The organism is Micromonospora sp. SD19 (assembly GCF_054462275.1).
In genome coordinates this window covers 276,585-302,205 of the sequence record NZ_JBTLMN010000008.1, presented here as the reverse complement: position 1 = coordinate 302,205, position 25,621 = coordinate 276,585, and the positions used below count along the sequence as shown (strand labels likewise).

The following is a 25,621-nucleotide window of genomic DNA, read 5'->3' as shown; positions in this document are numbered from 1 at the left end:
GGGGTTACTCAGCGCTACCGCGATCGGGAGACTTGACATTAAGCCCGAACCACCCTGGTACGGGCGCAAGCGGAACGGGAGCAGCGATGGCGCTCGGAGCGGTGGCGGAACCGCCGGTACGACGGCGAGGCAGTGACTACGCACAGTTGTCCCGACGGATCAGCCAGGCGGGCCTGCTGGAGCGGCGTCCCGGCTGGTATGTCACCCGCATCGTGCTCACCCTCGGTGCCTTCGTGGCCGGCTGGGTGGCCGTGTTCCTGCTCGGCGACTCCTGGTGGCAGCTTCCGCTCGCGGCACTGATGGCGGTGGCCACCACCCAGGTCGCGTTCCTCGGTCACGATGCCGGGCACCGCCAGATGTTCCGTCGGCGGGGCCCCAGCGAGTTGGTGGGGTTGTTCGCCGGCAACGTGGCGGTGGGGATCAGCTACGGCTGGTGGGTCGACAAGCACAACCGGCACCACGCCAACCCGAACCACGAGGACGAGGACCCGGACGTCGGCGCGGGTGCCCTGGTGTGGACCCCCGAGCAGGCGTTGGAGACCCGTGGGATCGGTCGCTGGATGGCCAAGCGGCAGGCGTACCTCTTCTTCCCGATGCTGCTGCTGGAGGGCCTGAACCTGCACGTGGCGAGCATCCGGGCGATCATCGGCCGGGAGTCGAACGGCGGGTACACCGTCCCGATGCGGCACCGGGCGGTCGAGGCGGCGCTGCTCCTCGCGCACACCGTCGGCTACGTCGCGCTGCTGCTGGCTGTCATGTCACCGGTCAAGGCGCTGCTCTTCGCCGTCGTGCACCAGGCGTTGTGGGGCCTCTACATGGGCTGCGCGTTCGCGCCGAACCACAAGGGCATGCCGATGCCGACCGCCGAGGACGAGTTGGACTTCCTGCGTAAGCAGGTGCTGACCTCCCGCAACGTGCGGGGCAGCCGGCTGGTGGACACCGCGCTCGGCGGTCTCAACTACCAGATCGAGCACCACCTGTTCCCGAACATGCCGCGCGCCAACCTGCGCCGGGCCCAGCCGATCGTCCGTGCCTACTGCGTCGAGCAGGGCATCCCGTACGCCGAGACCGGGTTGGTCGAGTCGTACCGGCAGGCACTCGGTCATCTGCACGAGGTGGGGCGGCCGCTGCGCGGCTGAACACACCAGGGGGAAGGCGGGGGCGGTGCCGGGCGGCACCGCCCCCGCCTGCGTACCGGGTCGATCGACACCCTGCTACCGCTGGTCGATGCCGCCCGTCGTCCCCGGTAGGGTCGGCGCATGGCAGACCTGCTCACCGCGGGAGCGGTGCGAGATGAGCTGGGCGGGCTGACGGGCTGGTCCCCGACCCGGCGGATCGACGACATCGTCGGGAGCGTGGCATGAGATTCGAGATCAGCAAGGTGCTGGACGCCATCGAGGGGCGGGTCTGCACCGACCCGTCGCTGGCCCGGGCCGTGGTCGACCTGGCCGAGGTGATCCGCTACCAGGACATTGATGGTGGTCGGCCGGCCAGCCTGCTGCGCCTCGGCATGGTCATCGACGCGCTCTCCCGCGAGTTGGAGGAGGACAGCGTCCAGGTCTACGCGGTGGTGCACCGGGCGTTGCTCTCCGACGCCGACCTCACCTCCAACGAGCGGATGGTGGTCCGCCGCTGGGCCGACGACGGGCTCGTCGAGGTGCTCGACAACCCGGGTGACCGGATGTTGGAGGTCGCCGACCTGCTCGGTCTGCCGGTGCTCAGCCGGGTCCGCTTCGACGGGTTGCGCGGTCGGTTCCCGTGGCTGGTCGAGCAGCCCGGTCGGGTGGTCGCTCCGGTCCCCGGCGCCGGTGGGCCGGTGTTCATCGCGCACGTCGGCGGGGGTCACGCGCCGGTGGCCGGCAAGCGTTCGCCGACCGGCGTGAAGCTGCTGGCCCGCCAGTGGCGCTGCCCGGAGTCGGGCTGCGCGTTGTTCGGCGGCGGTGGTGGGGGCGGCGCGTTCGCCGACCTGGCCGGCGGTGCCGACCGCAGCCCCGCGGCGCAGCCGCCGCCCGCGCTGCGCAACGGCGTGCCGACCTGCCCCCGGCACGGCGCGCGGCTCGGCGACGCCGGGCCGCGCCCGCGTACCGAGGTGCTCGCGGTGCGCGTCGGCGGCCTCGTCCGGCGGCGGTTCGTGCTCAGCGAGGAGCAGCCGGTGGTGGCTGGCCGGGCCCCCGAGCAGGACGGCGGGATCATGCTCGGGCAGTGGCTCAACGACGAGGCCCGACGCTGGATCAGCCGTGGTCACGTCCGCTTCGAGCTGCGCGTCGGCGAGGTCATCGTGACCGACGTCAGCACCAACGGTTCGGGCATCCGCCCGGCCGGTTCGATGGCCGAGTCGGACCGGATCCCGCTGGCCCCGCAGCAGTCCCGGGTGCTCGGTGAGAACGACATGGTGGAGCTGTACCCGGGCGTGCAGATCGGCCGCGCCGAGGAGTTGCCCACCGGCGCTCCGTTCACCCCCACCTCGGTGATGGCCGAGGCCCCGACGATGGCCATGCGCCTACCCCGCCCATAACGCCCCCCAACCGGGTCGGCGCCCCGCGTGAGCGGGGCGCCGACCCGGTTGATCATGAGGTTGTTGCCCGCGGCTCGGCGTGTCGTGGCAACAACTTCATGATCAACGCGGGGTTACCCGGCCAGCACCTCGGCCAGGGCGTTCACCGCCAGGTCGATCTCCTCTTCGGTGATCACCAGCGGTGGGGCGAGCCGGATGGTGGAGCCGTGGGTGTCCTTGGCCAGCACCCCGCGCGCGGCGAGCCGCTCGCACGCCTCCCGGCCGCTCATCAGCGCCGGGTCGATGTCCAGACCGGCCCACAGGCCACGGACGCGTACCCCGACCAGGCCCTTGCCGACCAGCCCTTCCAGGCCGGCCCGCAACCGCTCACCCAGCTCGGCCGAGCGGCGCTGGAACTCGCCGGTGGCCAGCAGCCGGACCACCTCGACCGCCACCGCGCAGGCGAGCGGGTTGCCGCCGAAGGTGGAGCCGTGCTGGCCCGGCTTGAGCACGCCGAGCACGTCCGCGTTCGCGGCCACCGCGGACACCGGCACGATGCCGCCGCCCAGCGCCTTGCCCAGCAGGTACATGTCGGGCACGACGCCCTCGTGGTCACAGGCGAAGGTCGCGCCGGTACGCCCCAGACCGGACTGGATCTCGTCGGCGATGAACAGCACGTCGCGCTCGGTGCAGACCTGCCGTACGCCGGGCAGGTAGCCCTCCGGCGGCACCACCACACCCTGCTCACCCTGGATCGGCTCCAGTAGCACTGCCACCGTGTTCTCGTCGATCGCGGCGGCCAGCGCGTCCAGGTCGCCGTACGGCACGACAGTGAAGCCCGGGGTGTACGGCCCGAAGTCGGCGCGGGCGTCCTCGTCAGTGGAGAAGCTGACGATGGTGGTGGTCCGCCCATGGAAGTTGCCCTCGGCGACCACGATGTTGGCCTGCCCGGGGGCCACGCCCTTGACCTGGTAGCCCCACTTGCGGGCCACCTTGATGCCGGTCTCCACCGCCTCGGCGCCGGTGTTCATCGGCAGCACGAGGTCCTTGCCGCACAGCTCGGCCAGCTCCCGGCAGAAGTCGGCGAACTGGTCGTGGATGAACGCCCGACTGGTCAGCGTGAGCCGGTCCAGCTGGGCGTGCGCGGCGGCGATCAGCTGCGGGTGCCGGTGACCGAAGTTCAGCGCGGAGTAGCCGGCCAGGCAGTCCAGGTAGCGGCGGCCGTCCACATCGGTGAGCCAGGCGCCCTCGGCGGACGAGATCACCACCGGCAGCGGGTGGTAGTTGTGCGCCGTCCAGCGCTCGGCGTCCCGGACCGCTCCCGGCGTCCGCAGGATGTCATCCACGATCACTTGCTTGCCTTTCCCTGACGGAGTCGCAGCGTGCAGCACTTCGGTCCGCCGCCGGCCTTACGCAGCTCGGACAGATCGACACCGATGGTTTCGTAGCCCCGGTCGCGCAGCTTGGCGGCGAGGTCGGTGGCCTGCGCGGGCAGCACCACGTGCCGCCCGTCGCTGACCGCGTTCAGCCCCAGCACCTCAGCGTCGGCCATGGTGGCGTGCACCGCGTCGGGGAAGAGCCGGCGCAGCACCGCCCGGCTGCCCGGGGAGAACGCCTCGGGCAGGTACGCCACGGTCCGCTCGTCGAGCACTGTCAGCGCGGTGTCCAGGTGGTAGAAGCGCGGGTCGACCAGTTGCATGGTGATCACCGGGTAGCCGAAGACCTCCTGCAACTGGGCGTGTGCGGCGTGTGCCGTGCGGAAGCCGGTGCCGGCGAGCAGGTGATCACCGGCCAGCAGGACGTCGCCCTCGCCCTCGTTGACGTGCTTCGGGTCGTACATCTCGAAGCCGGCGGCCTCGAACCAGGCCCGGTACGCCGGCGCCTCGTCGGCGCGCTGCGGGTCACGGAACTGCACCGCCATCGCCTTGCCGTCGATCACGGTGCCGCCGTTGGCGGCGAAGACCATGTCGGGCAGGCCGGGCACCGGAGTGATCTCCTCGACGGTGTGGCCCAGGTCACGGTACGTCTGGCGCAGCTGCTCCCACTGCCGGACGGCCAGCGCGGCGTCGACCGACGCGCTCGGGTCCATCCAGGGGTTGATGGCGTAGTCGACGGCGAAGTACGTCGGCCGGCACATCAACAGGCGCTGGCTGGTGGCGTCCATCGTCATTGTCCTGCTCCCAGGGGTCGGGCGCGCCCGGCCACCGTGGCCCACGGGCTGGCGCCGTGACTCAACGTTATGCGGCGTCAGCGGCAGGATCCACCACCGAGAGTTGCGCAGACCGAAGATTCGTTGCGTCTGGGCGGTTCCCGGATGTGATTCGTTGCGTCACGACGGCGTCCGTCGGAAATCGCGCTTCCGGCCACCCGCCGCCGGGCCGCTCACGCATCCGGCGGCGTCGCTGCGCCGGGGAAGTCGTCGTCGTCCCTGCCGAGGGGACTGCCACCCCCCGGACACACTTCAGGGGCGGCGAACCGCCGCCCCTGAAAGGGTGTCGCCCGGCCGGTGAACCACCGGACTGGTCGGGCTGCCGGCGAACCGCCGGCTGTGCGCCGGTGCATCACCGGCGAGCGGAACAGTGCCCGCTAGAAACGATCGACAAACTGTGAGTCAAGCCACTCGCGGAAGCGCTGCACCCAGTCGCCGTCCGTGGTGGGCCAGTCGAACTGGCCGGTCATCGCGAGCACCCCGATCACGACCGCGGCCAACCCGATCAGCACGCCGAAGAGCGCGTCGGTAGTGCCGGCGACGTGCCGACGGCGGGTGGCCATCAGGCCGAGCACCGCGAGCACCGCACCGAACGCGCCGAGGCCGATGCCGTACCCGGCCAGGGTGCCGGTCAGGACGAACATCGCGCCGGCGACCGAGACGATCAGGCCGAGGGTGGCGAGCAGGCTGGCCCGCGGCTTCGGGCCCCGCGTCGCCGGCGGCTCGGGCGTGGTGACGCCCGGGGCCGGGTCGACGGGGCGGTCCGTGGTGACCCGGTCGGTGGTGTCGGACCGCCGGGTGACGCTGTCGCGCTCGGCGGTGCGTGCCGTGCTCGGGGCGACGGTGGGCCGGGCGTCGGTCTCCGCAGTCTCTGCGGTGCCGGTGCGGACCTCGGAGGCGCCCGGGTGGGTCGTGCCGGACACGGGCTCGGGTGCGACGGGACGGGTGGCCCCGTTCGACGGTTCGGGCGCGACCGGGCGGGCGGTGCCGGCCCGGGGCTCGGGCTCCACCGGCCGCACGGTGGCGGCGCGGGCAACCGCCGCCCGCTCGTTGGCCCGCCGCTCGGCCTCGCTGGTCTGGCCGTCGGTGGCGCCCGCGCTGCGGTACGTCGTCTGGTCGGCGTCGCGGTCGGTGACCACCGGCCGGCCGGCGTTCTCACCGGTCGGGCCGGTCTCGGTGACCGTGGTGTCGCGGCCGTCCACGCGGCCGTCGAGGTTTTCGTCCCGCGTCGGTGCCGGCTCGGACCGGCGGGACAGCGAAGGAATCCTGACCACTACACACCTCCTGATGAATGCGTGGTGGCCGACGGAAAGGGTGGCACCCACGCGGTGTCGCACCTCAAATACCCACCTGGGCGTTTCCTGACACCAATCCTGGGTACGAGCCCCGAGCCCGGCTGATGCGGGCCCTGATCGGCGCGCGGCCCGGTCGGGCGGGACTGGCTATCCTTGGCACCCGTGCCAGAGGGACACACGAACCGCAGGGCAAGGGCTAGCGGGGTGGCCCGCATCTCGGCCGCTACCTGCTCTGATGTCCTCGCCGGCTGATCTTTGACGACGGTCGGACCAACCCGGGGCCAACCACGTCAGCCGTAGTCGCGGCGTGCAGGGCTAGTCCGGTGTGATGTTGTGGGCTCGGAGGATCTGGCGCACACGCTCGCGGGTGTAGCCGGTAACTCGCACGATGTCGACCTGGCGCATACCGTCCCGGGCAGCGTCCACGATGGCGGCGGCGAGCTGATCCCGGGCGGCTGTGATCTTCTCCCGGTCCTCGGCCGCGCGCTGCGCGGAGGCAGCGGCCGTCGCCTGCGCCATGTGAAACGCACGCACAGCATCCGCTAGTCGGTTGGCCACATGGCAGATGATCTCACTAGCCAAAGAGGGGCTCAGCTTCGCGATCACCATTTGGCCTAGCCGCCGTGCGCGATCTCTTGCTTCCGTAGGCCAACTGCGGTTTGCTGATTTGGCCCGCATTCAGGCGGCCCCCGGTCAGCGCAGCCACGCGGACCAGGGGCCTTGATCGCCCCGGGAGGCGACCCATGCGCACCCTACCCACACCGCCCGCCTGCGGAGAACCTGCGACGGTACGGATCGAGCTGTACACAGCAGACTCCCTGGACGCCTGCGCGTACACCTGCCCCGCGCACACGATCCACGTGACCGCCGTGGTGGCCAAGGCCGGGATGAACGCCCACCCGGTCGGCATGGCACCGGACGTAGACCGACCCTGCGGCTATGTGCACGTCTTCCCGACCGGCACCCTTGCCGACCCCGACGACCAGGGCTACCACCCGCGCTGGTGCGACAAGGACGACTGCAAGCGCCGGAGCCAGCACCGCAGCCACGCCCGACACCTGGAAACCAACCGGCAGGAGGCGTTCATCGTGGACGTAGCGCTCGTGCAAGCCCTGCACCCGGCCGCTGAACCGATGGTGGCCCTGACCAGCGCGGCCGGCAGCGCCGCAGGCAGCCTCGTGCTGAGCGTGGGGCAAGCGCGGCTATTGCGGTACCGCCTGGCGCACCTGCTCGACATAGCCAAGGCAACCCGCAACGGCGGGCGCTGGACGTAGCCGCTACACGCAAGCCGGAGCGGGCCGCCTGCCTTGCTGGTGGGCGGCTCGACGCCCGGCAAGCCATAGCGGCCTTACGCCGACTCGCTCTCCTCCGCTTGCTGCCCGGTAGTGGCGCGGCGGCGCGAGAGAGGCAGCCTGGATGGCGCGGGAGAGGATGCGTCCAGCAGTCGCTGAAGATCGGTGGCGGGAACCTTCCAGCGGATCCTGGCCACCAAGGCGATGACGAACAGCAGCAGTCGAAGCGCCGCGTAGACCACGAGCACGCTTGCGCCAACGCCGAGCAGGTTTTCGGGCATGGTTGGACAGACCCCTTCGGGAGCCTGCACCGTGCCCAATCGGCTAGCAGGAAGGCTTCGGCCGCAACGGCTCGGGCGCTTATCGATTTCTCGCCTAGATGGTAGCAGGCATCAACCGTTGTAGACGGCTGTGAGATGGCTGTCTCCCCGCGCCACCGCCGCGTAGACGTCCGCAGACGCCACCACCTGCTGACCGCACCTACAGAGCAGGAAGAACGCGGGGCGGCCCCAGCCCTGTTGCTCCGCCTCCTCTTCCAACTGCCTGTGCCACTCTTCGTTCAAGACAGACAGTCCGCGGATCTCGTAGAAGAAGCCGCCGTCGTCATCGTCGAACGTCTCGATCCAGGGGTCACGGCTGGCCGCCAGCGCCCAGGGGAAGTGCTCGCGCGCTGACGCGAGCGATCTGTTTGATCTGGCCCTGGTCTCGGCGGAAGAGTTGGCGGGCAAGGTCCGCACCGACGGGACGAACACGGGGAAGGCGCAGGTCGGGTACACCAGCCCGAGGACATGCCCCTTGGCTGCGCACCGGACAGTGAGGCTCACCCGCCCGCAGAACCGCCGCTCTTGGTCCGGGTCCAGGCCGCGCCGTATCAGGTCCCAGAGTGACAGCGTCTCGGCCGCCTGCTTCTCCCAGATATCTGCGAAGTGCTTCCAGGTGCTCGTCCCACGGTGCCGCTCCACGCGCCGTCGGTGGCGGGCCACCTCCTTCTCTAACTGTGCTGCCCAGTTATGGACGGCATTCTCCAGCTCGCGGCGTCGGAGGAGGGAGACCACGTGCGGGTCCATCTTCTTGGGCATTCACCGATTGTCCCGCTGCTGTCCAACATGGGCAGCGGGCAGCATTCGAGGCCGCCCACCGGCTAGGCAGACGGCCCCGATACCTGCGGTTCGCGGGCGAGCGGCACCTGTCGCACCGCCTGGATACGGTGTCGGTCATGGTGAATCCAACGTGGGAGGAACGAGACCTCCCGGTGCTCCGGGCGGCCCTCGCGATCATTGAGGAGAGCGACCACGGCCAAGCCCGCATAGAGGAGATCCAGCGGCAGACTGGCTTTGACGAAAAGACAGCCCAGAAGTCCCTTCAAGCGCTGGTCGATGGCGTCTTCTTCACCAGCGTGATCGAGACCGACTGGGGTATTCACGGCGTCGGCAGGCCGACACCTCCGGCTCGGCAGGCTGTCGGGCTGTGGCCTACCCCCGAGGGACTGGCAGACCGCCTGGTGCAGGCGATGTCAGCAGCGGCCGACCGGGAACCAGACGAGGAGAAGCGCGGGTGGTTGAGGCGAACCGCTGATTGGCTCGGTACAGCGGGGCGTGACGTGGCCGTTGACGTTACTGCTGCGGTCATCAATCGTCAGATCAGCGGCGCGGCGTAAAGGCATCCCGTGGACGTCTCAACCTGGGGTGGCTCCGAGTGGCAGGCAGTAGCCGCGTTCATTGCTGTCTTCGTCGCTGGGCCGATCGCACTATGGCAGGTCCTGGAAGCCCGCAGAGTCCGCTTGGAACAGTCTCGTCCCTACGTCATCGTTGATTTCGAGTTCCGTGGCATCGCGATCTACCTGACGATCCGAAACATTGGGATGACCATGGCTCGCGATGTGCGAATCAAGTTCGACTGTCCGCTGGTGTCGACCTTTGCTAACTCCGCCGTGGGAGAATCTCGGGTTTTCCGCGAGCCGATACCGATGGTGGCGCCTGGCCGAACTATTAGCTTTCTCTTCGATTCCTTCCCAGATCGGTATGCCAAGAGGGAAGAATTTCCGATGGAGTATGCGGTCACGATCGAATACGAGGACGCTGAAGGCAAGCCCTACACGGATCCGCCGTATCCACTCGACCTTGGCACCTATGACCAGTCGGCCGTCAGCCCCAAAGGGCTTCCCGAACTGATTCGGGAAGTCGAAAAGATCCGAAAGGAGATGGCGAAGTGGCGCGTCGGAACCCGAGGACTCCTCGTCCATTCCGTTGACCACGAGAAGGAAACGCGCCGCTCTCATCGTCCAGCCTTTCGGAGAAGTGCGGCTCAGATACGTAAGGACAAGGGATTCGCGGCCTACGCGCGATGGCAGATTGATCGCCAACTCCGTAGATATGGTTGGAGGCGTTGAGTGCACCTGGCCGCATGACAGATGACATGCGGCCAGGTGCTCACCAACCCCCGCTTGACCCGTAAACCGGCGGTTCGGGGTCGCCGGCCGCTCGGCTTGCTTCGCGTTCGGCCCTGGCCTGCCGCTCGTAGGGCGTGGGCACGCAGGGGTCGTACTCGCTGGCGTACAGCCGGCCGGACCGTTGCGCGGCGGCTGCGGATAGCTCCTGGTCGCGCTGCGGCTTGATGAGCGCCTCGTACCGTTCGGGGTCGCTGGTCTTGAGGGCTTCCAGTTCCTCCGGGCTCACGACCGGGCCGCCCATCGGCCCTGCTGACCGGCCGTGCCTTGCGGCACGTTCTGGATGAAGTGGTTGGCGGTGCCTCGGAGCTGCACCCGCAGGTCCACCACGTTGCCGCCGTACTCGAACAGGACGACCGCCGGGAGTTTGTCGCCGGCCTTCGGCAGGACGCCGGGCACCTGGCCGCGCGCCCCTCCCGGGTTCCTCAGGCTGACCCAATGCGCCTGAGTCTCGTCGAAGGTGTAGTGCACGATGTCGCCGACCACGGCTTCCTCCTATGTCCTTGTGCTTAGTGCCCCTTATGCGGCACACATAGAAGGCTATGGATGAAGCAGGCCGAGGCGGTGGTCTTTCTGTCCGCAGTGGGTGGCCGTGCTCAAGCCCAGATGTCAGCGGCTCGCCAATACTGCTCGGGGATGCTTCGCACCCAGAGCACTTCCAAGTCGTGATAGATCACGTGGTGGGCCGACCGCATGACGCCCCGAACCCTCTTGAGCGACACATCGAACTGCGTGTACTTGCCGCGCCGCTGCGTGTGACGGCTGAACACCCAATCGTCCCCGTCACGATCTGGCAGCCCGAACTCGCCATACGAGTGCGCGAGGCTGTTCCGCACCTCGAACAACTTCCGCAAGACGGGCAGCACAAAAGGGAAGTCGTCATGCCAGCCCTCGTCCGACATGATCTCGTCTAGATACCGAAGGCGCTGGTTCACAGACTGCGGGCCGATCACCGACCCTGCCAGGTAGGCCACGTCCTTTACTCGACGCCCGAGGTAGGCGGCGACGACATCCGTCAGGAACTGCTCCGCGTGGAATGCCGTGTCCAGAACGGCGCTGCGAGCCATCGCGAACTCGCCTTTCGCCGTCTTCCTGAGAATCGGCTCCAGCATCTCGCGCGTCACGACCGTCGGCTCAGCCACGATTCATGAGTGTGGCAGCTTCGCTGGTCGGCGTCACCCGGGTTGCCTGCCGCTGCACAGCAAGAAGGCCGCCCACCAGCGGCGGAACGGCCTCGATGCCAACCCTTCGGGCGCTACCCGCGCGTCACGGGAAGCCTTCTGCCCCGCTTCTTGAGCGGCGCGATCTCGTCCCAGGACTGTGGGTAGTGCAGAGACCACTCTCCGCCAACCTCTTTCGGCGTGAGCGTCTCTTCCTCCAGCGCATCCAGCGCCGCCTGCCGCACCTTCTCGACCACCCGCCGCATCCGCGCCTCGTTCGCGTGCCCACCGCCTGTCAGGTCAATCCACAGCCGGATGTCCAGGGTCTTCTGCACCGCGTCGTTCGCCATGAGCCCTCCTCCAAAGTTCTGCGAAGAGTCTCACAAACTTCTAAAGTTTTGTCCACAAAAACTTTAGACCGCCCTGCGCCTGCGCCGCTCGGCGGCCAGGTCGACCAGGGCACCCGCAATCGGCCCCGTAGTCGACGCTGCTGGCTGAACGGGTGTCGGCTCGGCGGTGGCTGCCTGTTGGCGACCCTCGGCCCGCAGCGCGGCGAACGCGGCCGACACGTCACGCTTGGCGTGGTCGAGCACGTGGCCGTACACATCAAGCGTGATCGACGGCCGGCTGTGCCCTAGCCGCTTGCTGACGTACTGCACGTCGCCCTTCGTGATGAGCAGCATGGCGGACGCGTGGTAGTGCCGCAGGTCGTGGAACCGCACGCCGACCGTCCCGAGGGAGCGCATCAGGGGCCGCCACACCCGCTCGTTGAAGTCGTTCACCCGGTACGGCTGGCCGCCTACCCCAAAGACGAAGTCGTCCGGGTCCATGCCCTCGACGTGGGCGGCGAGGCGGCGGCACAGGTCCGGGTTCAGGTCATCCACCACGCGCACACCCGCCTTACTCTTCGGCGTGCCAGCCGTCAGCTTGCCGCTGATCTCCTGGCTCGTCTCCTCCACGGAAAGCAGCCGCGCGCTGGTGTCCAATCGACGCACGCGCAGCCCGGCAAGCTCGCCGGCTCGGCAGCCGCTCTCCACGGCCAACTCCACCAACAGCCGCCAGCGGTCGGGCCGGTCGCCAGGCGCATCGGGCACCGCAGCCACAATCCGCTCCACGTCCGGCGGCTGTAGGACGACCTCTGACCGCCTGCTCGTGAGCTTCGGCTTGGCCACCTGGCGGGCCGGGTTCGCCTTGATGTAACCACTCTTCACGGCATGGCCGAACACGCAACGCAGCACGTGCACCGCGTGCCGGACCGTGCTCGGCGAGTGCGTGGCCATCAGCTCACCCACCAGGCGGGCGACTTCGGCGTAGCCGATGCGACCGATGTGCACGTGGTGCAGCGGCGCGCAGTGCTTGCCGTAGATGACGCGGTAGCTGTACTGCGTGCTCGGCTTCAGTCCAAGAACGTGCGGGCTGTTGAGCCACGCGGCGGCCACGTCGGCAAACCGCACCTCACCGGCGCTCTTGGCTACGTACGCCCCGGCTTGCACGTCGGCTCTGGCGGCGACGCTGGCGCGGCGGGCTTCCTCCTTGCTCGGGTAGGTGCCGACCGCCCGCAGCTTGCCTAGCGCGTCCTTGACCTGTACGGCGTACGTGATGACCCTGCGCCCGTCGCCGTACGTGCGGGTCACCTTGCGGACACCCGGTATCTCGGTCCCTTCGCGGGACACCTTCGGTCGTACCATCACTTCTCCTTCGAACGCGATCGGCCACCCGAACGCGATTGGCTGGCTTCGAGGGCGGCTGCGGTGGCCAGGTCGATGGCGTAGCTGTTCAGCAGGCGACGGACGGTGCTGTGCCGCCACGGCCCACCGCCTACGGTCGGCACAGCGCGCCTAGACAGCTCGGCGGCTGCCCGGCGGTGGCTTAGCCCCTCTACGCCCACCAGATCGGCTACCAGGGCCACCACCTCGGCCGGGTACTGCCGGGGCCGCCCCAGCCGTACGCCGTTGGCCCGTGCTGCGGCCAGGGCCTCGCGGGTGCGCTGGGCAATGATCTCCCGCTCCCACTCCGCGATCTGGGCCATCAGGCCGGCGACGAGCTTGCCGTTGGGCGTGCTGGTGTCCACGCCTAGGTCGAGCAGCACCACCGACCAGCCCTGCTTCTTGGCGGTGGCCAGGGTGTCCGCGAAGTCCACGACGCTGCGGCTCAGTCGATCCAGCTTGGCCACGGCGAGCCCGGCGTGGGTGTGGGCGGCGAGCAGGGCCAGGGACTCCCGCAGCGCAGGCCGGTCGAGGGAGGCCGCGGAATAGCCGTCGTCCACCATCCAGGTCAGCGACCAGCCGTGCCGGTCGCCGTGGTCCTATATGCGGTTGCGCTGCGCGTCGAGGCCAAGGCCGCTGTCGGCCTGGCGGTCGGTGCTCACCCGCAGGTAGCCGATCATCGGGAGGCCGCTCACGCGTCGTCCCCGTCCCCGGCGCCGAACACGATCTCGGTCACGTCCTCCGCGTACAGGTCGTCGTGCAGGCCGTCCGTGATCTCGTCCATGAGCGCCAGGGTGGCCAGCGCGCGGCGGACCGTGGCCTTACTGGTCTCGCACTGCTCGGCCACCTGCCGCACGGTCGCGCCCTGGTCGCAGCGCAGCCGGTACCACTCGGCCGCCTCCAGCGCCTCACCGGTCAGCCACGGCAGGCGGCGGGTCGTGCCGGTGCCCCGCAGGCGGAACAGACGGACGGTGCCAGCCGCGCAGGCGGCGGCAAGCGGGCTCGGCTGCTCGTCGTGCCAGGCGTCGATGGCCTCCGCCATCTCCTCGGCCGTGGGCAGGGGCAGGGGCTCGGTGTCCTCGGGCACGGCCACGTCGACGCCGTACGTCGGGTCACCCGGAAGCAGGGCCGCAGCGGGCTCGGCGGGTGCTGGGGTAGCCGTGGGCGCAGCCGGGGCCGGTTCGGGCGTCTGGGTCGGGCTGGGGTCGGTTGCCTCGGTAGCCGGGGCGGTGGTGTGGTCGGTGCTGGTGGACATGCTGGGCTCCTTGGCCTCCGGTGGCGCTTGGTCAGCGCCGTGCATGACCAGTCAATAGACAGTCGTCGATGAAGTTCAGCGTTCGCCGGAGGTTTCTCGCTGGCGCTGCCTGCGGCTGCGGGCGCTTTCAATCCGGCACACCCGGCAGCGAACGCGGCCGGTGGTGGGGCTCCGGTAGACGTTCTCCGCGCGGTACGTGCGTGCCCTCTGCCACAGCTAGCGGTCGTCAGGTCCGGGGCGACGGGAGCCGGCTTGGTCGTGGTCGCCTTCGGCTTGGTCGGGGTGGGGTCAGCTGGCTTCCGCTCGGAGCTGACGTGCCTGTAGTCGAAGCAGGTCCAGCACCACATACGCTCGCCCGCCCGGGGCTTGACCTCCGCGACGAAGTCATGACCGCAGACGAGCGGCGTGGTGCTCATGACCCGGGCCATGCCCCTCCTTACGCTGCGTGTGCGCCCGACCGAACGCGATACGTCCGTCTCGTGGGCGTGGGGTGCAGGGGCGGGCCAGGGATCCACTCGTAACCCGCCCCCGCACGCAGCGTATGGAGGTCAGCCCTAGTCCTCCGGGTCTTCTTCTTCGGGCTGCGCGTAGCGGTTCTTGCGCCAGGCGGGCGGCGCGTCGCCGGGCTCGTTGACGATCGACACTTCTTCGATCACGTCCTCCCACCGCTTCGCTTCAACCTCGACCTTGGAGCTAGGCCCGAGGCCAGCCCGGTCGAGGATGGCGGTAGCCGCCCGGGTGCGGTCGGAGTCTTTGGGCGTGTCCTTGACGACCTTGGCCAGCGCATCGATGGCGGGGTCGGCCAGGGCGAGCAGTCGGAGGGCCGCTGCCTTGCGGGCGTGGGCTGCGCTGCCGCCGTGACTCAGGCAGACACCGCCACCAGGGACCGGCCAGCGGCGGCACGGGTCGGCGGTCTGGGAGCTGTGCGCGTGGCAGCGGCGGCAGGTCGGGCACGGCGTCTCCTTGCTCACCTTGCGGTGGTCGGTGCACATCTCCCGGCCCTTGCTGTCCAAGGGCGGCCCTGACTCATGGGTGTCGTCCACAGTGGCCGATGGATTCTGGGGCGGCGGCACGGCGGCGAGGCGCGTACGCCGCTTCCTTCGTTCGGTGGTCATCTCATCTCTCCTCTATCCGTTTCCCCAGCACGCCCCGCAGCCTGTCTGTGTATAGACACAGACAGACAGGCTTGCGGTGGCTTGTCTGTCTGGTGGGCAGACAGGCCCAGACAGACCAGACAAGCTAGGGGTAGATGCGCGTCTGTCCCGGCTTCAGATCCACCGGATAGTGATGCTTGCTGTTGTTCTTGCCCGGCTCCACGCGGATCAGTTCAAGATCGATTGCCTTCTGGATGGCCTCGTTCCTGTACTTGGTGTCACCGGGCAACCGCTGCCGGAGTTGGCTGCTGTTGATGCCCGGCTCGGCCTCCACGACATTGACCACACTGGACACCAGGCCGTTAGAGCGGCCTTGTGAACGGCTGACCATCGCGGAGACGTGTAGGGAGTTGTCCTCCTGGGAGAACCCGATCTGACGCTCAGCCAGCGCCACGCCCCGGCCGTCCGCCCGCAGGTATCGCTGCCCGTACCTTCGGCCGTCCCCCTGAACCTCGAACTGCTTCGTGTACAGCCATCGCACGTCGGCCCAGTCATCCACCGCGCTAGCGCCCCGGACGTGCTCGCCGCCCTCCTCAGCCTCGCCGCGCCCGGTGTGGGCGGGCAGCCACAGGTCCACGACGCCGGACTCGGCCTTGAGCGTGTCCACGCAGTCCAGCAACCACAGGCGGGCCTCGGAGTTGTCGTTCTCGTTGCGCAGCCGGGCCGCCGCGCCGAACGGGTCCAGGATCAGCCCCGTGCAGTCCCGCTCCGCCAGCCAGTCGGCCGCCCACTCGTGCGTCTTCGGGCTGCGCAGGTCGAACCGCTTGCCGCGCAGGTGCAGCACGCTGATCCGCTCGGGGTGCCGGATGCCCAACGGCCGGGCGTAGTCCAGGAACTGCTGCTCGGTCAGCTCGTAGTTGAAGATGGCCAGGTTGCCGCCGTCCGTGCTCACCTCGAACTCGTCAAGGAACGGTTCGTCATCAGCCCAACTGCGGGCCAGGTTGAGGATCAGCGTGGTCTTGCCGACCTTGTACTGCGCCGCGATCAGCCCGCTACCGCCGCGCGGGTGCAGCTCCTTGATCGTGTACTGCAAGGGCTCCTGCGGCTTGGCCAGCATCTCGGCCAGGGTGCCGCCTGCGTCCGGCGGGGTGAACTCCGCGTCGGCCCGCTTCTCCTCGTGCTTCCGCCGCGCCCACTCCCGCGTCTCCAGTTGCTCCAGAGCGGCCTGCCGCATCTTCCGAACGTGCGCCCGGCGGTCGGTCTTCGGAGTGATGGGCCGGGTCACAGCGCACCGAACCAGCCGTAGCCGTGCTGCGCCGCGACCTGCGCGCTGTGCTGGGCTGCCTGCTCGCGGAGCCACTGCTCGTTGACCACGCGCCAGTCCCGCCGCCCGAGCCCGGCTGCGTAGTGGTCGGCCAGGTCGTTACCGGCAGGGCTTCGCAGGACCTTGACCTGTTCCCGGGCAAGCCCGGCGTACTGCATCAGCCCGTCGAGCCGGCAGGCCGCGTCGTAGTAACCCGGCACGTCTCGGTCCGCCACCACGTACACGCAAGCCGCGCCCGTAAGCCAACGGCACTGCTCGGGGTAGACCTTGCCCGCCCCGCCGTGATGGCTGGTGGCGATGAGCCCGTGCTGGCGCGCTACCTCGGCGTCCTTCTCGCCCTCCACCCACCAGACCGCCCGGCCCTGCCGGACCGCACGCAGCACGTCGGAGAGCCGGTACAGGTAGGCGTCGGCGTTCCACGGCTTGCGCGGCGACCACGAGTACTCCCCGCGCGGCTGCCGGTAGAACAGTTCCTTGTCCCGGCCGTCGCCTTCGACCAGGCGGTACCGCAACTTCTGAAAGATCAGCTCGCCGTGTTCGTTGTGGAAGTCGTAGGCGCAGACGAACTCCAGTAGCCGCCCGCGTCGCTTCATCCTCTGGGGAGGAGCGAGGCGGGGAATTGGACCAGAGCCGCGCCACTCGGCGGCGCTATGCTGTGTCACGGAGAACCTTCTTTCCTGCCAGGGTCGGCTTGTGGCGAGCCGGCCCTGACGCTTACTCGTCGCGGTCTGATGGCGTAGAGCGGTGAGCCCAGCGCGCGGCCTGAGCAGCGCGCATCCGTTCCGCCTGTCGAGCCCGGTCTTCCGGCGTGGCGTTGTCCCAGCGCTTACGCGCCAATGCCCGCGCGGCCTCACTTGCAGCCGAATCAGCGTCACTCTTTTCACGCATGATTGATGCCCTTCTACCAGTTGCGCAACTAACCATAACTGCGCCGCAGCCCCGCTCTTCCGTCTTTCTTTCTGACTACTATTCGCGGGGTTCGTATTCAGATGGCCATTCGGGTTCACTACCCGGTTACGCTGCACCTGCACCTGCACGGCACGCACACCTCCTTCCCTTCCTGCCGTCGAGTCAGGGCGCGGTTTGCTCACAAGCATTCCGCGCCCTGATGACGATTAGCCGCAGGTGCCGCAGCGCTCGACCGGCACTACGACCAGGCCGTTACGCGGGTTGTTCAGGACGTCGCAGATGGAGGCGTCGACCACTTCCCAGCGCCGGTCGTTGTGGCGGGGCAGCTCATCGAAGATGCGCCAGGCGACCTTGAGCCGCAGGCTGTGGAAGGTGAGCACTCGACCCCATCCCTTGCTGCGCTGGTCGTTGATCCAGCGCTGAATGGTCCGGCCGTGGCGGCAGGCGCGGTCGGCCGTGGTGTTTACCGCCACGCCCCACTCGTGCTGCTCGGTGCGGAACTGCTCTGGGATCCATTCCTTCCGGTTGGTGGCCGGGCTCAGGGCTACAATGGACATTGCGTATCTCCTTGGGTGAGAGTCGTGCCGGAAAGGCGGAGGGAGTCGGGTGAGCCAGTCCCGGCCCTCTCCGCCTTTCTGATGTCAGCGGCGACCGCGCACGCGGGGCACTCGCTGTTGCGCCTGCTCTTCGGTCAGCTTGGTAAACCCAGTGGGTGCGGTGGGACCGAAGCCGGTCGCCACCGGCTCGATCTGCATTCCGAACCCCTCGAAGTTCTGGAGCAGACTCGGATAGCGGTCGTACAGCGCGTCGACGAAGGCGATCGGCAGTTCCTTGACCTGCTCGGCCTGTACCCGCACCGCCTCGTGCTGGCTGGCCAGGCGTTCCAGGTTCAACTCCTCGCGGTGCATCCGGTGCAGCTCATCCCGCAGCGCCCGCAGCCGCCCGGGGTCGTCCTCGCCGGCGATCGCCATGCTGATCTCCTTGAGCCGGCCCTCGATGCCCTCGTACCGCTCCACCAGGGACGCCTCGAAGTCCTCGGCCTCCTGGAGCTGCTCGTCGGCGGAGGCTCGCACCAGGTCCTCGTACGGCTTGGCCCGCTCCTTGACCTGGTCCACCAGTTGCTTGTACTGCCGGTCGTTGATGTCGCCGTGCTCGTACGCCGTCTCGATGCGGGCCAGGTGGTCCGCGAAAGGAGTGGCCATGTCAGATCCCCCTCTTCGTGTACCGAGCGGTGAGCCGCTCCGTCTGCTCCGCTTCCGCCGCGCCGTGCAGCAGCCTCTGCCGCCGGTCCGCTGCCTCCAGGGCGTCCATCAGTTCCTGCTCGACCTTCTGCCGCCTGCGCTTCAGGCTGGTCTTGGCGCTGTCGATGTTGCTGCGCCTTAGCGCCCGCCCGTTCTCGTTCAGCATTCCTTCACCTCTGTATCCGTCAATCCCAGCGTTTTCCAGAACAGCGAGAAGATGTCCGCCAGGACGGCCGACTCGGACTTGCCGGTGAGCCGCGTCAGCATCCGCAGCCTGGCTTTCTGCTCGATGGTCAACCGCACCTTTACGGTGTGGTCCACTTCCCTCAACCCACCGCGTCCGGGTCGTGTCCTCACTGTTTCCTCCTTTGGCCGCATGGCCCGTTTGCCTGGGGCCACGTAAACAGCTTGCAGAAGTTGGCGGCCTCTAGCGCATCTTTCTTTCCGGGCCGGAATTGGGCGTGCGTCATCGTCGCCCCACGGCCAATTAGTGACCGTGGGGACGGCGGAGTGGGAATGGGCTACGCGGGCAGTTCTACGGCGCAGAACGGCTAGCACCAAGGCCAGGGGCCGGGCGGCTATCTAGCCCGGTGGCCACGGCCTCACGCGGCCCGTTGGTGGGACACAGACCCGGCGGGTGGCTGGTCTGCCGGTGGCTCGCAGAAGCAGCACGGGTCACCGCTGGCCCGGTGGGTGCAGTGCGCCGGGGCGACCGAGCACTCGGACGCCTGCATCACCTGCGCCCGTTGCTGAAGGATGTAGGCGTCCAGGTCCTCGCGGGCGACTCGGATCTGATAGCCGACCTTGCAGCCGGCCAGGTCCCCGCGCCGGACGAGCCGGCGCACGGTGGAAATGCTGACGTTAAGCTCGTCGGCCACCTGGCCGAGCCTGAGCAGGTTCTGACGCATGATTCTCCTCGCGTGGAGGAGTCCCGGCCACAGAGACACAAAAACACCGAGCACAGGACGCCTCCGTCTAGGTACGACGGATTGGTCCCCGCTCAGTGCTCGCCGCATAAGTTCCGGAGCGGCCCATACCGAGAGGACTCTGACTTCCGTTGCCCTCATGCCGCCGGTGTCGTCCCGCGTGGCGGGTCGGTCAGCGCGCCGAGGGCAGTCACAGAGCCTCGGGGGTGTTGCCCCACGAGGTTAGCCGGGGCCACGGGTGCCGAGCAAGCGAAACCACCAGAGTGGACGCACGCAGGTCACGGGGCCAACCCGGGGCCAACCCGTGTCATTGATAGCCAAGAACGTCAGGGATGGTCAACTACGCCGTTCGAGCAGGTCAGATGGCAGATGTGAGTACGGCTGACTACGCTTGGCACCCGTGCCAGAGGGACACACGATCCACCGCCTGGCGGCCCGGCACGCCGAGCTGTTCGCCGGGGACAAGCTGCACGCCGCGAGCCCGCAGGGTCGTTTCGCCGAGGGTGCGGCCCGGCTCTCCGGGACCATGCTGGACGGCACCGAGGCGTACGGCAAGCACCTGCTGCACCACTACGCCGGCGAGCTGACCCTGCACGTACACCTCGGGCTGTACGGCAAGTTCGCCGACGGGCCGGGGGAGCCGCTGGAGCCGGTCGGCCAGGTGCGGCTGCGGCTGGCCAGCGACCGGCACTGGCTCGACCTGCGTGGCCCCACGGCCTGTGAGCTGCTCACCCCGCCCGAGGTGGCGGCACTGCGGGACCGCCTCGGGCCGGATCCGTTACGCGGCGACGCCGACCCGCAGCGGGCGTACGCCCGGATCTCGCGCAGCGCCACACCCCTCGCCGCGCTGCTGCTGGACCAGTCGGTGGTGGCCGGCACCGGCTTGATCTTCGTGACCGAGGCGCTGTTCCGGGCCGGGCTGCCGCCCACGATGCCCGGCCGACAGCTGACCGCAGCCGGGTGGGACGCGCTCTGGGCGGACCTGGTCGGGCTGATGCGGCTCGCCGTGGAGCACGGCCGCATCGACACGGTCCGCGACGCGCACCTGCCGAAGGCGATGGGCCGCCCGGCCCGGGTGGACCGGCACGGTGGCGAGGTGTACGTCTACCGCCGCCCCGGGGCGCCCTGCCACATCTGCGGCACCGAGATCAGCCGTGGTGAGCTTGCCGGGCGCAACCTCTACTGGTGTCGTACCTGTCAGGTGGGTTGAGCCGCTCGCCGCCGGCGCTGGGCGGCTTCAGTCGGCGTCGAGCAGCCAGCGGACCACCTCGATCGTCTGCGGAAAGACGACGTCGTCGGCGACGCTCCAGGCCAGCGTGTGCCCGATCGTCCAACCCCGGACCCGCTCCCGGTCCAGCCCCAGTTCGGCGCTGAGCCGGTCCAGCCGGTGCCGGACGGCGGCCGGCGAGTGCCCCAACTCCGGGCCGCGCACCATCGGCACCACCGAGAACTCCCGTTCCCCGGTCAGCGGTTTCGGGTCGATCGCCAGCCACGGCCCCCGGTCGCCGGGGAGCGCGTCGGCGGCGAGCACGTTGCCGGCGTGCAGGTCCTGGTTGACCAGCACCTGCTCACCCTGGCTCGACGCCAGGTCGCCGAGCAGGTCGAGCGCCGCGTCGAGCAGCCGCCGCTGGTACGGCCGGCCGGTCCGTTCCCAGGCCCGGGGCATCCGGTCGATCCAGCCGGCGGCCTCCTGCGCCAGCGGGGTGAACGGCGCGCCGGCCGGTCGCCAGAGCCGGGGGAGCAGCCCGATCACCGCGTCGAGCGCCCGGTCCGGCGGAAGGTCGTGCAGGGGAGTGCCGGGCTGGCAGCGTTCCAGCAGCAGGGCGCGCCGCCCGGGGTCGTGGGCGAGCAGGCGGATCGCCGCGTCACCGTCCCAGTGGGCCAACGCGTCGGCCTCGTGCCGGCTCTCCTCGTCGGGGTACTGGAGCTTCAGCACCGCCGCCGTGCCGTCGGGCAGCTGAGCGGGGAGCGCCAGCGAGGCGTACGCGTACCGGAAGGGTGGGTCGAGTCGCAGCGACCACTGCTGCGCGCACTCCGCCAGCCACGTCGGGAGGGTGGCCAGCCAGGCGCGACCGGCGGGTGATCCGCGTACCCAGTCAAGTCCCTCGGGCAGATCCATCTGGTCCTCCTGGGCTGTCACGGCGTTCCTGTGCCGGTCCACAGTGGCTAGCGTGGACGGGTGCAGATTGGCGAGGAGGATCGATGACCCCCGACGACGAGAAGTTTCTCCGCCAGGCCGTGGAGATCGCCAGGCGGGCTGGGGCGTCCGGCGAACGGCCGTTCGGCTCGCTGCTTGTCGACGCGGCCGGCGTGGTCCTGGTCGAGGACCACAACACGGTGGTCTCCGACGCGGACATCAGCGCGCATCCGGAGTTGAAGCTGGCCGTCTGGGCGGCCCGGGAGCTTCCGCCCGAGGTGGCTGCGGGCACCACCATGTTCACCAGTTGCCAGCCCTGCGGGATGTGTGCGACAGCGATCGAGCGGTCTGGCCTCGGCCGGGTGGTGTACGCGCTGTCCAGCGAGCAGTTCGAGGAGGTCAAGCCGCCCACCCCGGCGCTGCCCCCGGTCCGGTACGAGGGGCCGGCGCTGTTCGAGGAGGCACGTCGGCCGATCGACGACTACTACTGACCGAAGCTGTCCCGCTGTGGTGTGACGCAGCCGGAATTGACAGTCGGCCGGCTGCCGGAGCAGGGTTGACCGGTGACAACGATGTCAACGGACAAAAGGGAAGGGATTGTGCATGATCCTCTCCCTGCCGCACCCGGTTCGCGGTGTCCCCTTGACGGTTTCCCGGCGCGGACCCGGTCTGTCCGCCGATCCTGGCCGTATGTCCCTTTCCTACCCAACGGTGACCAGCTGAGATGACCGACGTGCCCCGATCCGACGCCGCAACGACCCCCGCTCCGGCGGGGTCGACAGACCTGCCCGATCTGGACGACTTCCTCGCCGACCAGACCCGGACCTTGCTCGACACCGCCCGCCGCTCGGTACGGGCCGAGGGCGGCTTCTGGTGGTTGACCGACGACCGCACCCCGGATCGGAGCGAACCGATCCACACCTGGATCACCTGCCGGATGACCCACGTGGCAGCCCTCGCCCATCGCAACGGCGACCCGGACGCCGCCGCCCTGGTCGACCACGGGGTCGCCGCGCTCAGCACGCTGCTGCGCGACGACCGGTACGGCGGCTGGTTCAGCGCGGTGGACCAGCAGGGCGCACCCGTCAACGACCGCAAGGCCGGCTACGACCACGCGTTCGTGCTGCTCGCCGCCTCCAGCGCGGCGCGCGCCGGACGGCCCGGCGCGGACCGCTTGCTCGCGGACGTGCTGGCCGTCGTGCGGGACCGGTTCTGGGACGAGGACGCCGGGGCGGTCCGCGAGTCGTGGAACCGCGACTGGACGGTCACCGAGGACTACCGGGGCGCCAACAGCAGCATGCACATGGTCGAGGCGTTCCTCGGCGCTACCGCCGCCACCGGCGACGCGAGCTGGGCCGACCGGGCCCTGCGGATCGCCACCCACCTCGTGCACGGTGAGGCGGCCCGGCACGACTGGCGGCTGCCCGAACACTTCACCACCGACTGGTCGCCGCTGCCCGACTACAACCGGGACCAGCCCGCCGACCCGTTCCGGCCGTACGGCTCCACCATCGGGCACTGGCTGGAGTGGGCCCGGCTGCTGCTGGAGCTGGAGGCGGTGCTGCCGCAGCCACCCCGCTGGCTGCTCGCCGACGCGCGCGCCCTGTTCGCCGCCGCCGTGCGTCGCGGCTGGGCCGTCGACGGCGCGGACGGCTTCGTTTACACGATCGACTGGGACGACCGGCCGGTGGTGCGCTCCCGGATGCACTGGGTGCTCGCCGAGGCCGTCGGTGCGGCGATCACCCTGCACCGGCGCACCGGGGACGCGGTCTACCTCGACTGGTACCGGGCCTTCTGGGCGTACGCCCGCCGCTGCCTCATCGACCAGACCGGATGGCGGCACGAGTTGGACGCGCAGAACCGGCCCGCCGGCACGGTCTGGCACGGCCGACCGGACGTCTACCACGCCTACCAGGCGGTACTGCTGTCCCGCGCGGCCGACGGGCTCGGTGGCCCCGGCCCGCTCGCACCGGGGGAGGTGACCGCGTGATCGTCGTCGCGGGTGAGGCACTGATCGACCTGGTCGTCACCGCCGAGGGTCAGCGGGCGGTGCCGGGTGGCTCCCCGGCGAACGTCGCTGTCACACTGGCCCGGCTCGACCAGCCGGTACGACTGCTGGCCCGGCTCGCCGACGACGAGTACGGTCGGCAGCTCGTCGAGCACCTGAGCGCCAACCGGGTGGACCTGGGGTGGGCGGTGCACGCCGAGGAGCCCACGTCGGTGGCGGTGGCCACGCTGAACGCCGCCGGGCAGGCCAGCTACGAATTCCGGCTGGCCGGTGCGGCGGACTGGCAGTGGACGCCGCGCGAGCTGCCCGAACTGGCCGGAACACCGGCGGTCGCGTTGCACACCGGATCCCTCGCGCTCGCGCTGGCCCCCGGCGCGGAAGTGCTGGAGGGCCTGCTCGCCCGGGAACGCCAGCGGGACGGGCTCACCGTCTCCATCGACCTCAACCTGCGGCCGAGCATCGTCACGGACCGGGCGGCGGAGCAGGAGCGGGTACGCCGGCAGATCCGCCTCGCGCACCTGGTCAAGGCCAGCGACGAGGATCTGGCCTGGCTCTACCCGGACCGGTCGCTGGCCGACGTGATGACCGAGTGGCGGGCGGCCGGGGTGTCCTGCGCCGTGGTGACCCGGGGCGGCGAGGGTGCCTGGCTGCTCGCGCCCGACGGCTCGCTGCACGAGGAGCCGGCGGTGCGGACCACGGTGGTCGACACTGTCGGTGCCGGCGACTCGTTCACCGGTGGCCTGCTGGCCGCGCTGGCCGACCTCGACGCGCTCGGTGACCGGCCGGCCGACCGGCTCGCCGCGGTGACCGGGCCGCAGTGGGGTGTGGTCCTCCGGCAGGCCGCCACGGTGGCCGCGTTGACCTGCGCCCGCCGCGGCGCCAACCCGCCCACCCGCGCCGAGGTCGAAGCCCTCCTCACCACCAACCCCGCCTGACCCTGCCCGCGCCAGCCCTCCCCACCTCCGCGATCTTGCGCTTTCTGTCCCGGCAGAACGGGCGATATGCCGACAAAGCGACAACAGAAACCGCAAGATCGCGCGTGAGGTGGGGTGGGGTGGGGTGGGGGGCCGGGGGAGGGAGGGGGTTAGGGGAGGCCGCGCTTCAGCAGGGTGGTGGGGAGGACCGTTGTGGAGGGCGGGGTGTCGTCGCCGGCTATCCGTTGGAACAGTCGCTCGGTGGCGACCCTCGCCAGCTCCCGGGTGTCGTACGCGACGACGGTCAGCGGCCGGGGCATCAGGTGGGCCAGTTCGAAGTCGTCGAAGCCGACCAGCGCGGCGTCACTGCCCCGCCGGTGCAACTCCTGGAGCGCACCGACGGTGAGCCGGTTGTTGGCGCAGAAGAACGCGGTGGGCGGCTCCGGGAGGTCGAGGAGCGCGGCGACCGCCCGCCCGGCCTCCTCGGGAGCGATGAGCCGTTCGCGGACCAGCGAATCGTCCGGCTCGACTCCGGCGGCGTCCAGCGCCGCCCGGGCCCCGGTCAGCCGCTCACGCATGGTGGGCACACTCGGCGCGCCGAGCAGCAGCCCGACCCGCCGGTGCCCCTCGTCGAGCAGCGCGTTGACCCCGGCCTGACTGCCGCCCCGGTTGTCCAACAGCACGGCGTCGGCTTGCAGCCCCTGCGGCGGCCGGTCCAGGAACACCACCGGCATGCCCAGCTCGACCTCACGCCGCAGGAACGAGTGGTCGAGGCCCGCCGGCACCACCAGCAGACCGTCGACCCGGCGTTGGGTGAAGTCCTGGAGCAGGGCGCGTTCCCGCTCCGGGTCCTCCTCGGAGGACGCGGTGATAAGCATGGTGCCGTGGGCGGCGGCGATCTCGGCGGCGACGCTGGCGATGGTCGCGTAGAACGGGTTGGCGATCTCCTCGATCAGCAGCCCGACGGTGGCGTTGAGCTGCCGGGAGCGCAGGTTACGAGCGATGTCGTTGCGCCGGAAGCCCAGCTCGGCGATGGCGGCCAGCACCCGGCCGACCAACTCCTGCCCCACCGGCTCGTCGTTGACGACCCGGGAGACCGTCTTCAGGCTGACGTCGGCCCGCCGGGCCACGTCGACCATGGTGGGGCGCCGACGCGTCGTCGGCCGGGTCGGGGTCTGGGTCACGGGGTGGTCCTCCACGGCGGGCGCGGG

At 69.8% G+C, this 25,621-nt stretch carries 32 protein-coding genes and 1 pseudogene; 9 read left to right on the top strand and 24 right to left on the bottom strand.

Annotated elements, in window-relative coordinates; translation table 11 throughout:
• Positions 1 to 86: 86 nt before the first annotated feature.
• Both ACX27O_RS25030 and ACX27O_RS25025 read left to right on the top strand, forming a co-directional pair.
• Complete coding sequence (locus tag ACX27O_RS25030) at positions 87 to 1,139, top strand: fatty acid desaturase family protein (protein ID WP_458940158.1); 1,053 nt, start codon at positions 87 to 89, stop codon at positions 1,137 to 1,139.
• Positions 1,140 to 1,360: 221 nt separating this feature from the next.
• Positions 1,361 to 2,515, top strand: coding sequence for an FHA domain-containing protein (locus ACX27O_RS25025; protein WP_030333055.1), 1,155 nt, complete (start codon positions 1,361 to 1,363; stop codon positions 2,513 to 2,515).
• Positions 2,516 to 2,628: 113 nt separating this feature from the next.
• Here ACX27O_RS25025 and rocD read toward each other — a convergent pair whose 3' ends face one another.
• The 4 genes from rocD to ACX27O_RS25005 form a co-directional block, all read right to left on the bottom strand.
• Positions 2,629 to 3,843 (bottom strand): ornithine--oxo-acid transaminase, encoded by a 1,215-nt coding sequence (gene rocD / locus ACX27O_RS25020; RefSeq protein WP_396818236.1) that lies wholly within the window; start codon positions 3,841 to 3,843, stop codon positions 2,629 to 2,631.
• Positions 3,843 to 4,658 carry a dimethylargininase gene (gene ddaH / locus ACX27O_RS25015; RefSeq protein WP_458940169.1) on the bottom strand — a complete coding sequence of 272 codons (816 nt, stop codon included), beginning with the start codon at positions 4,656 to 4,658 and terminating at the stop codon, positions 3,843 to 3,845. Before ddaH ends, rocD begins: the two co-directional genes overlap by 1 nt.
• A gap of 422 nt (positions 4,659 to 5,080) precedes the next feature.
• Positions 5,081 to 5,977, bottom strand: coding sequence for a thrombospondin (locus ACX27O_RS25010; protein WP_458940157.1), 897 nt, complete (start codon positions 5,975 to 5,977; stop codon positions 5,081 to 5,083).
• A 336-nt stretch (positions 5,978 to 6,313) separates the two neighbouring features.
• The gene (locus ACX27O_RS25005; protein ID WP_458940156.1) at positions 6,314 to 6,607 is read right to left on the bottom strand and encodes a hypothetical protein; all 294 of its coding nucleotides are present in this window, start codon (positions 6,605 to 6,607) and stop codon (positions 6,314 to 6,316) included.
• Positions 6,608 to 6,741: 134 nt separating this feature from the next.
• Here ACX27O_RS25005 and ACX27O_RS25000 point away from each other — a divergent pair, with 134 nt between their 5' ends.
• Complete coding sequence (locus ACX27O_RS25000; protein WP_458940155.1) at positions 6,742 to 7,272, top strand: hypothetical protein; 531 nt, start codon at positions 6,742 to 6,744, stop codon at positions 7,270 to 7,272.
• Positions 7,273 to 7,346: 74 nt separating this feature from the next.
• On the opposite strand, the gene ACX27O_RS24995 is transcribed toward ACX27O_RS25000, so the two are convergent.
• Both ACX27O_RS24995 and ACX27O_RS24990 read right to left on the bottom strand, forming a co-directional pair.
• A complete protein-coding gene (locus ACX27O_RS24995) occupies positions 7,347 to 7,571 on the bottom strand; it encodes a hypothetical protein (protein WP_458940154.1) in 225 nt (74 codons plus the stop codon).
• Between the two features lie 111 nt (positions 7,572 to 7,682).
• Positions 7,683 to 8,369, bottom strand: a complete 687-nt coding sequence (locus tag ACX27O_RS24990) for a hypothetical protein (RefSeq protein WP_458940153.1) — start codon at positions 8,367 to 8,369, stop codon at positions 7,683 to 7,685.
• A 137-nt stretch (positions 8,370 to 8,506) separates the two neighbouring features.
• Here ACX27O_RS24990 and ACX27O_RS24985 point away from each other — a divergent pair, with 137 nt between their 5' ends.
• Both ACX27O_RS24985 and ACX27O_RS24980 read left to right on the top strand, forming a co-directional pair.
• Positions 8,507 to 8,947, top strand: coding sequence for a hypothetical protein (locus tag ACX27O_RS24985; RefSeq protein WP_458940152.1), 441 nt, complete (start codon positions 8,507 to 8,509; stop codon positions 8,945 to 8,947).
• A 9-nt stretch (positions 8,948 to 8,956) separates the two neighbouring features.
• On the top strand, positions 8,957 to 9,679 hold the full coding sequence (locus ACX27O_RS24980; RefSeq protein ID WP_458940151.1) for a hypothetical protein: 723 nt from the start codon (positions 8,957 to 8,959) through the stop codon (positions 9,677 to 9,679).
• A 40-nt stretch (positions 9,680 to 9,719) separates the two neighbouring features.
• Here the strand turns inward: ACX27O_RS24980 and ACX27O_RS24975 are convergent, their stop codons facing one another.
• From ACX27O_RS24975 to ACX27O_RS24900, 16 genes and pseudogenes are all read right to left on the bottom strand, one after another.
• Positions 9,720 to 9,980, bottom strand: a complete 261-nt coding sequence (locus ACX27O_RS24975) for a hypothetical protein (protein WP_458940150.1) — start codon at positions 9,978 to 9,980, stop codon at positions 9,720 to 9,722.
• On the bottom strand, positions 9,962 to 10,222 hold the full coding sequence (locus ACX27O_RS24970) for a hypothetical protein (protein WP_458940149.1): 261 nt from the start codon (positions 10,220 to 10,222) through the stop codon (positions 9,962 to 9,964). Before ACX27O_RS24970 ends, ACX27O_RS24975 begins: the two co-directional genes overlap by 19 nt.
• Before the next feature lie 110 nt (positions 10,223 to 10,332).
• The gene (locus ACX27O_RS24965) at positions 10,333 to 10,878 is read right to left on the bottom strand and encodes a hypothetical protein (protein WP_458940148.1); all 546 of its coding nucleotides are present in this window, start codon (positions 10,876 to 10,878) and stop codon (positions 10,333 to 10,335) included.
• Between the two features lie 113 nt (positions 10,879 to 10,991).
• Complete coding sequence (locus tag ACX27O_RS24960) at positions 10,992 to 11,246, bottom strand: hypothetical protein (protein WP_458940147.1); 255 nt, start codon at positions 11,244 to 11,246, stop codon at positions 10,992 to 10,994.
• Positions 11,247 to 11,309: 63 nt separating this feature from the next.
• A complete protein-coding gene (locus ACX27O_RS24955) occupies positions 11,310 to 12,530 on the bottom strand; it encodes a tyrosine-type recombinase/integrase (protein ID WP_458940146.1) in 1,221 nt (406 codons plus the stop codon).
• 53 nt (positions 12,531 to 12,583) lie between these two features.
• Complete coding sequence (locus ACX27O_RS24950; RefSeq protein ID WP_458940168.1) at positions 12,584 to 12,805, bottom strand: recombinase family protein; 222 nt, start codon at positions 12,803 to 12,805, stop codon at positions 12,584 to 12,586.
• Between the two features lie 48 nt (positions 12,806 to 12,853).
• A pseudogene (locus ACX27O_RS24945) lies at positions 12,854 to 13,183 on the bottom strand (recombinase family protein); the annotation flags it as partial.
• Between the two features lie 110 nt (positions 13,184 to 13,293).
• The gene (locus ACX27O_RS24940) at positions 13,294 to 13,857 is read right to left on the bottom strand and encodes a helix-turn-helix domain-containing protein (RefSeq protein WP_458940145.1); all 564 of its coding nucleotides are present in this window, start codon (positions 13,855 to 13,857) and stop codon (positions 13,294 to 13,296) included.
• A gap of 554 nt (positions 13,858 to 14,411) precedes the next feature.
• Complete coding sequence (locus ACX27O_RS24935) at positions 14,412 to 14,972, bottom strand: hypothetical protein (RefSeq protein WP_458940144.1); 561 nt, start codon at positions 14,970 to 14,972, stop codon at positions 14,412 to 14,414.
• Positions 14,973 to 15,096: 124 nt separating this feature from the next.
• Positions 15,097 to 16,185: an AAA family ATPase gene (locus ACX27O_RS24930; protein WP_458940143.1), complete on the bottom strand. Its 1,089-nt coding sequence runs from the start codon at positions 16,183 to 16,185 to the stop codon at positions 15,097 to 15,099.
• A gap of 47 nt (positions 16,186 to 16,232) precedes the next feature.
• On the bottom strand, positions 16,233 to 16,868 hold the full coding sequence (locus ACX27O_RS24925) for a hypothetical protein (RefSeq protein ID WP_458940142.1): 636 nt from the start codon (positions 16,866 to 16,868) through the stop codon (positions 16,233 to 16,235).
• 522 nt (positions 16,869 to 17,390) lie between these two features.
• Complete coding sequence (locus ACX27O_RS24920; protein WP_458940141.1) at positions 17,391 to 17,741, bottom strand: hypothetical protein; 351 nt, start codon at positions 17,739 to 17,741, stop codon at positions 17,391 to 17,393.
• A gap of 84 nt (positions 17,742 to 17,825) precedes the next feature.
• A complete protein-coding gene (locus tag ACX27O_RS24915) occupies positions 17,826 to 18,386 on the bottom strand; it encodes a hypothetical protein (RefSeq protein WP_458940140.1) in 561 nt (186 codons plus the stop codon).
• A 1-nt stretch (position 18,387) separates the two neighbouring features.
• Positions 18,388 to 18,591: a hypothetical protein gene (locus ACX27O_RS24910; protein ID WP_458940139.1), complete on the bottom strand. Its 204-nt coding sequence runs from the start codon at positions 18,589 to 18,591 to the stop codon at positions 18,388 to 18,390.
• Positions 18,585 to 18,722: a hypothetical protein gene (locus ACX27O_RS24905; protein WP_458940138.1), complete on the bottom strand. Its 138-nt coding sequence runs from the start codon at positions 18,720 to 18,722 to the stop codon at positions 18,585 to 18,587. Before ACX27O_RS24905 ends, ACX27O_RS24910 begins: the two co-directional genes overlap by 7 nt.
• Before the next feature lie 305 nt (positions 18,723 to 19,027).
• Positions 19,028 to 19,333 carry a helix-turn-helix domain-containing protein gene (locus ACX27O_RS24900; RefSeq protein ID WP_458940137.1) on the bottom strand — a complete coding sequence of 102 codons (306 nt, stop codon included), beginning with the start codon at positions 19,331 to 19,333 and terminating at the stop codon, positions 19,028 to 19,030.
• 418 nt (positions 19,334 to 19,751) lie between these two features.
• On the opposite strand from ACX27O_RS24900, the gene ACX27O_RS24895 reads away from it, so the two are divergent.
• Entirely contained in the window at positions 19,752 to 20,561 is an 810-nt protein-coding gene (locus ACX27O_RS24895) for an Fpg/Nei family DNA glycosylase (RefSeq protein ID WP_458940136.1), read from the top strand.
• A gap of 27 nt (positions 20,562 to 20,588) precedes the next feature.
• Here ACX27O_RS24895 and ACX27O_RS24890 read toward each other — a convergent pair whose 3' ends face one another.
• Positions 20,589 to 21,470, bottom strand: a complete 882-nt coding sequence (locus ACX27O_RS24890) for an aminoglycoside phosphotransferase family protein (RefSeq protein ID WP_458940135.1) — start codon at positions 21,468 to 21,470, stop codon at positions 20,589 to 20,591.
• 83 nt (positions 21,471 to 21,553) lie between these two features.
• Between ACX27O_RS24890 and ACX27O_RS24885 the strand changes: the two genes are divergently transcribed.
• The 3 genes from ACX27O_RS24885 to ACX27O_RS24875 all read left to right on the top strand — a co-directional run bounded on the left by ACX27O_RS24885 (position 21,554) and on the right by ACX27O_RS24875 (position 24,431).
• Entirely contained in the window at positions 21,554 to 21,979 is a 426-nt protein-coding gene (locus ACX27O_RS24885; RefSeq protein WP_030333066.1) for a nucleoside deaminase, read from the top strand.
• Between the two features lie 233 nt (positions 21,980 to 22,212).
• Entirely contained in the window at positions 22,213 to 23,478 is a 1,266-nt protein-coding gene (locus tag ACX27O_RS24880; RefSeq protein WP_458940134.1) for an AGE family epimerase/isomerase, read from the top strand.
• Positions 23,475 to 24,431, top strand: coding sequence for a carbohydrate kinase family protein (locus ACX27O_RS24875; RefSeq protein ID WP_357638846.1), 957 nt, complete (start codon positions 23,475 to 23,477; stop codon positions 24,429 to 24,431). Before ACX27O_RS24880 ends, ACX27O_RS24875 begins: the two co-directional genes overlap by 4 nt.
• A 149-nt stretch (positions 24,432 to 24,580) precedes the next feature.
• On the opposite strand, the gene ACX27O_RS24870 is transcribed toward ACX27O_RS24875, so the two are convergent.
• Positions 24,581 to 25,594, bottom strand: coding sequence for a LacI family DNA-binding transcriptional regulator (locus tag ACX27O_RS24870; protein WP_030333071.1), 1,014 nt, complete (start codon positions 25,592 to 25,594; stop codon positions 24,581 to 24,583).
• Positions 25,595 to 25,621: the final 27 nt, after the last annotated feature.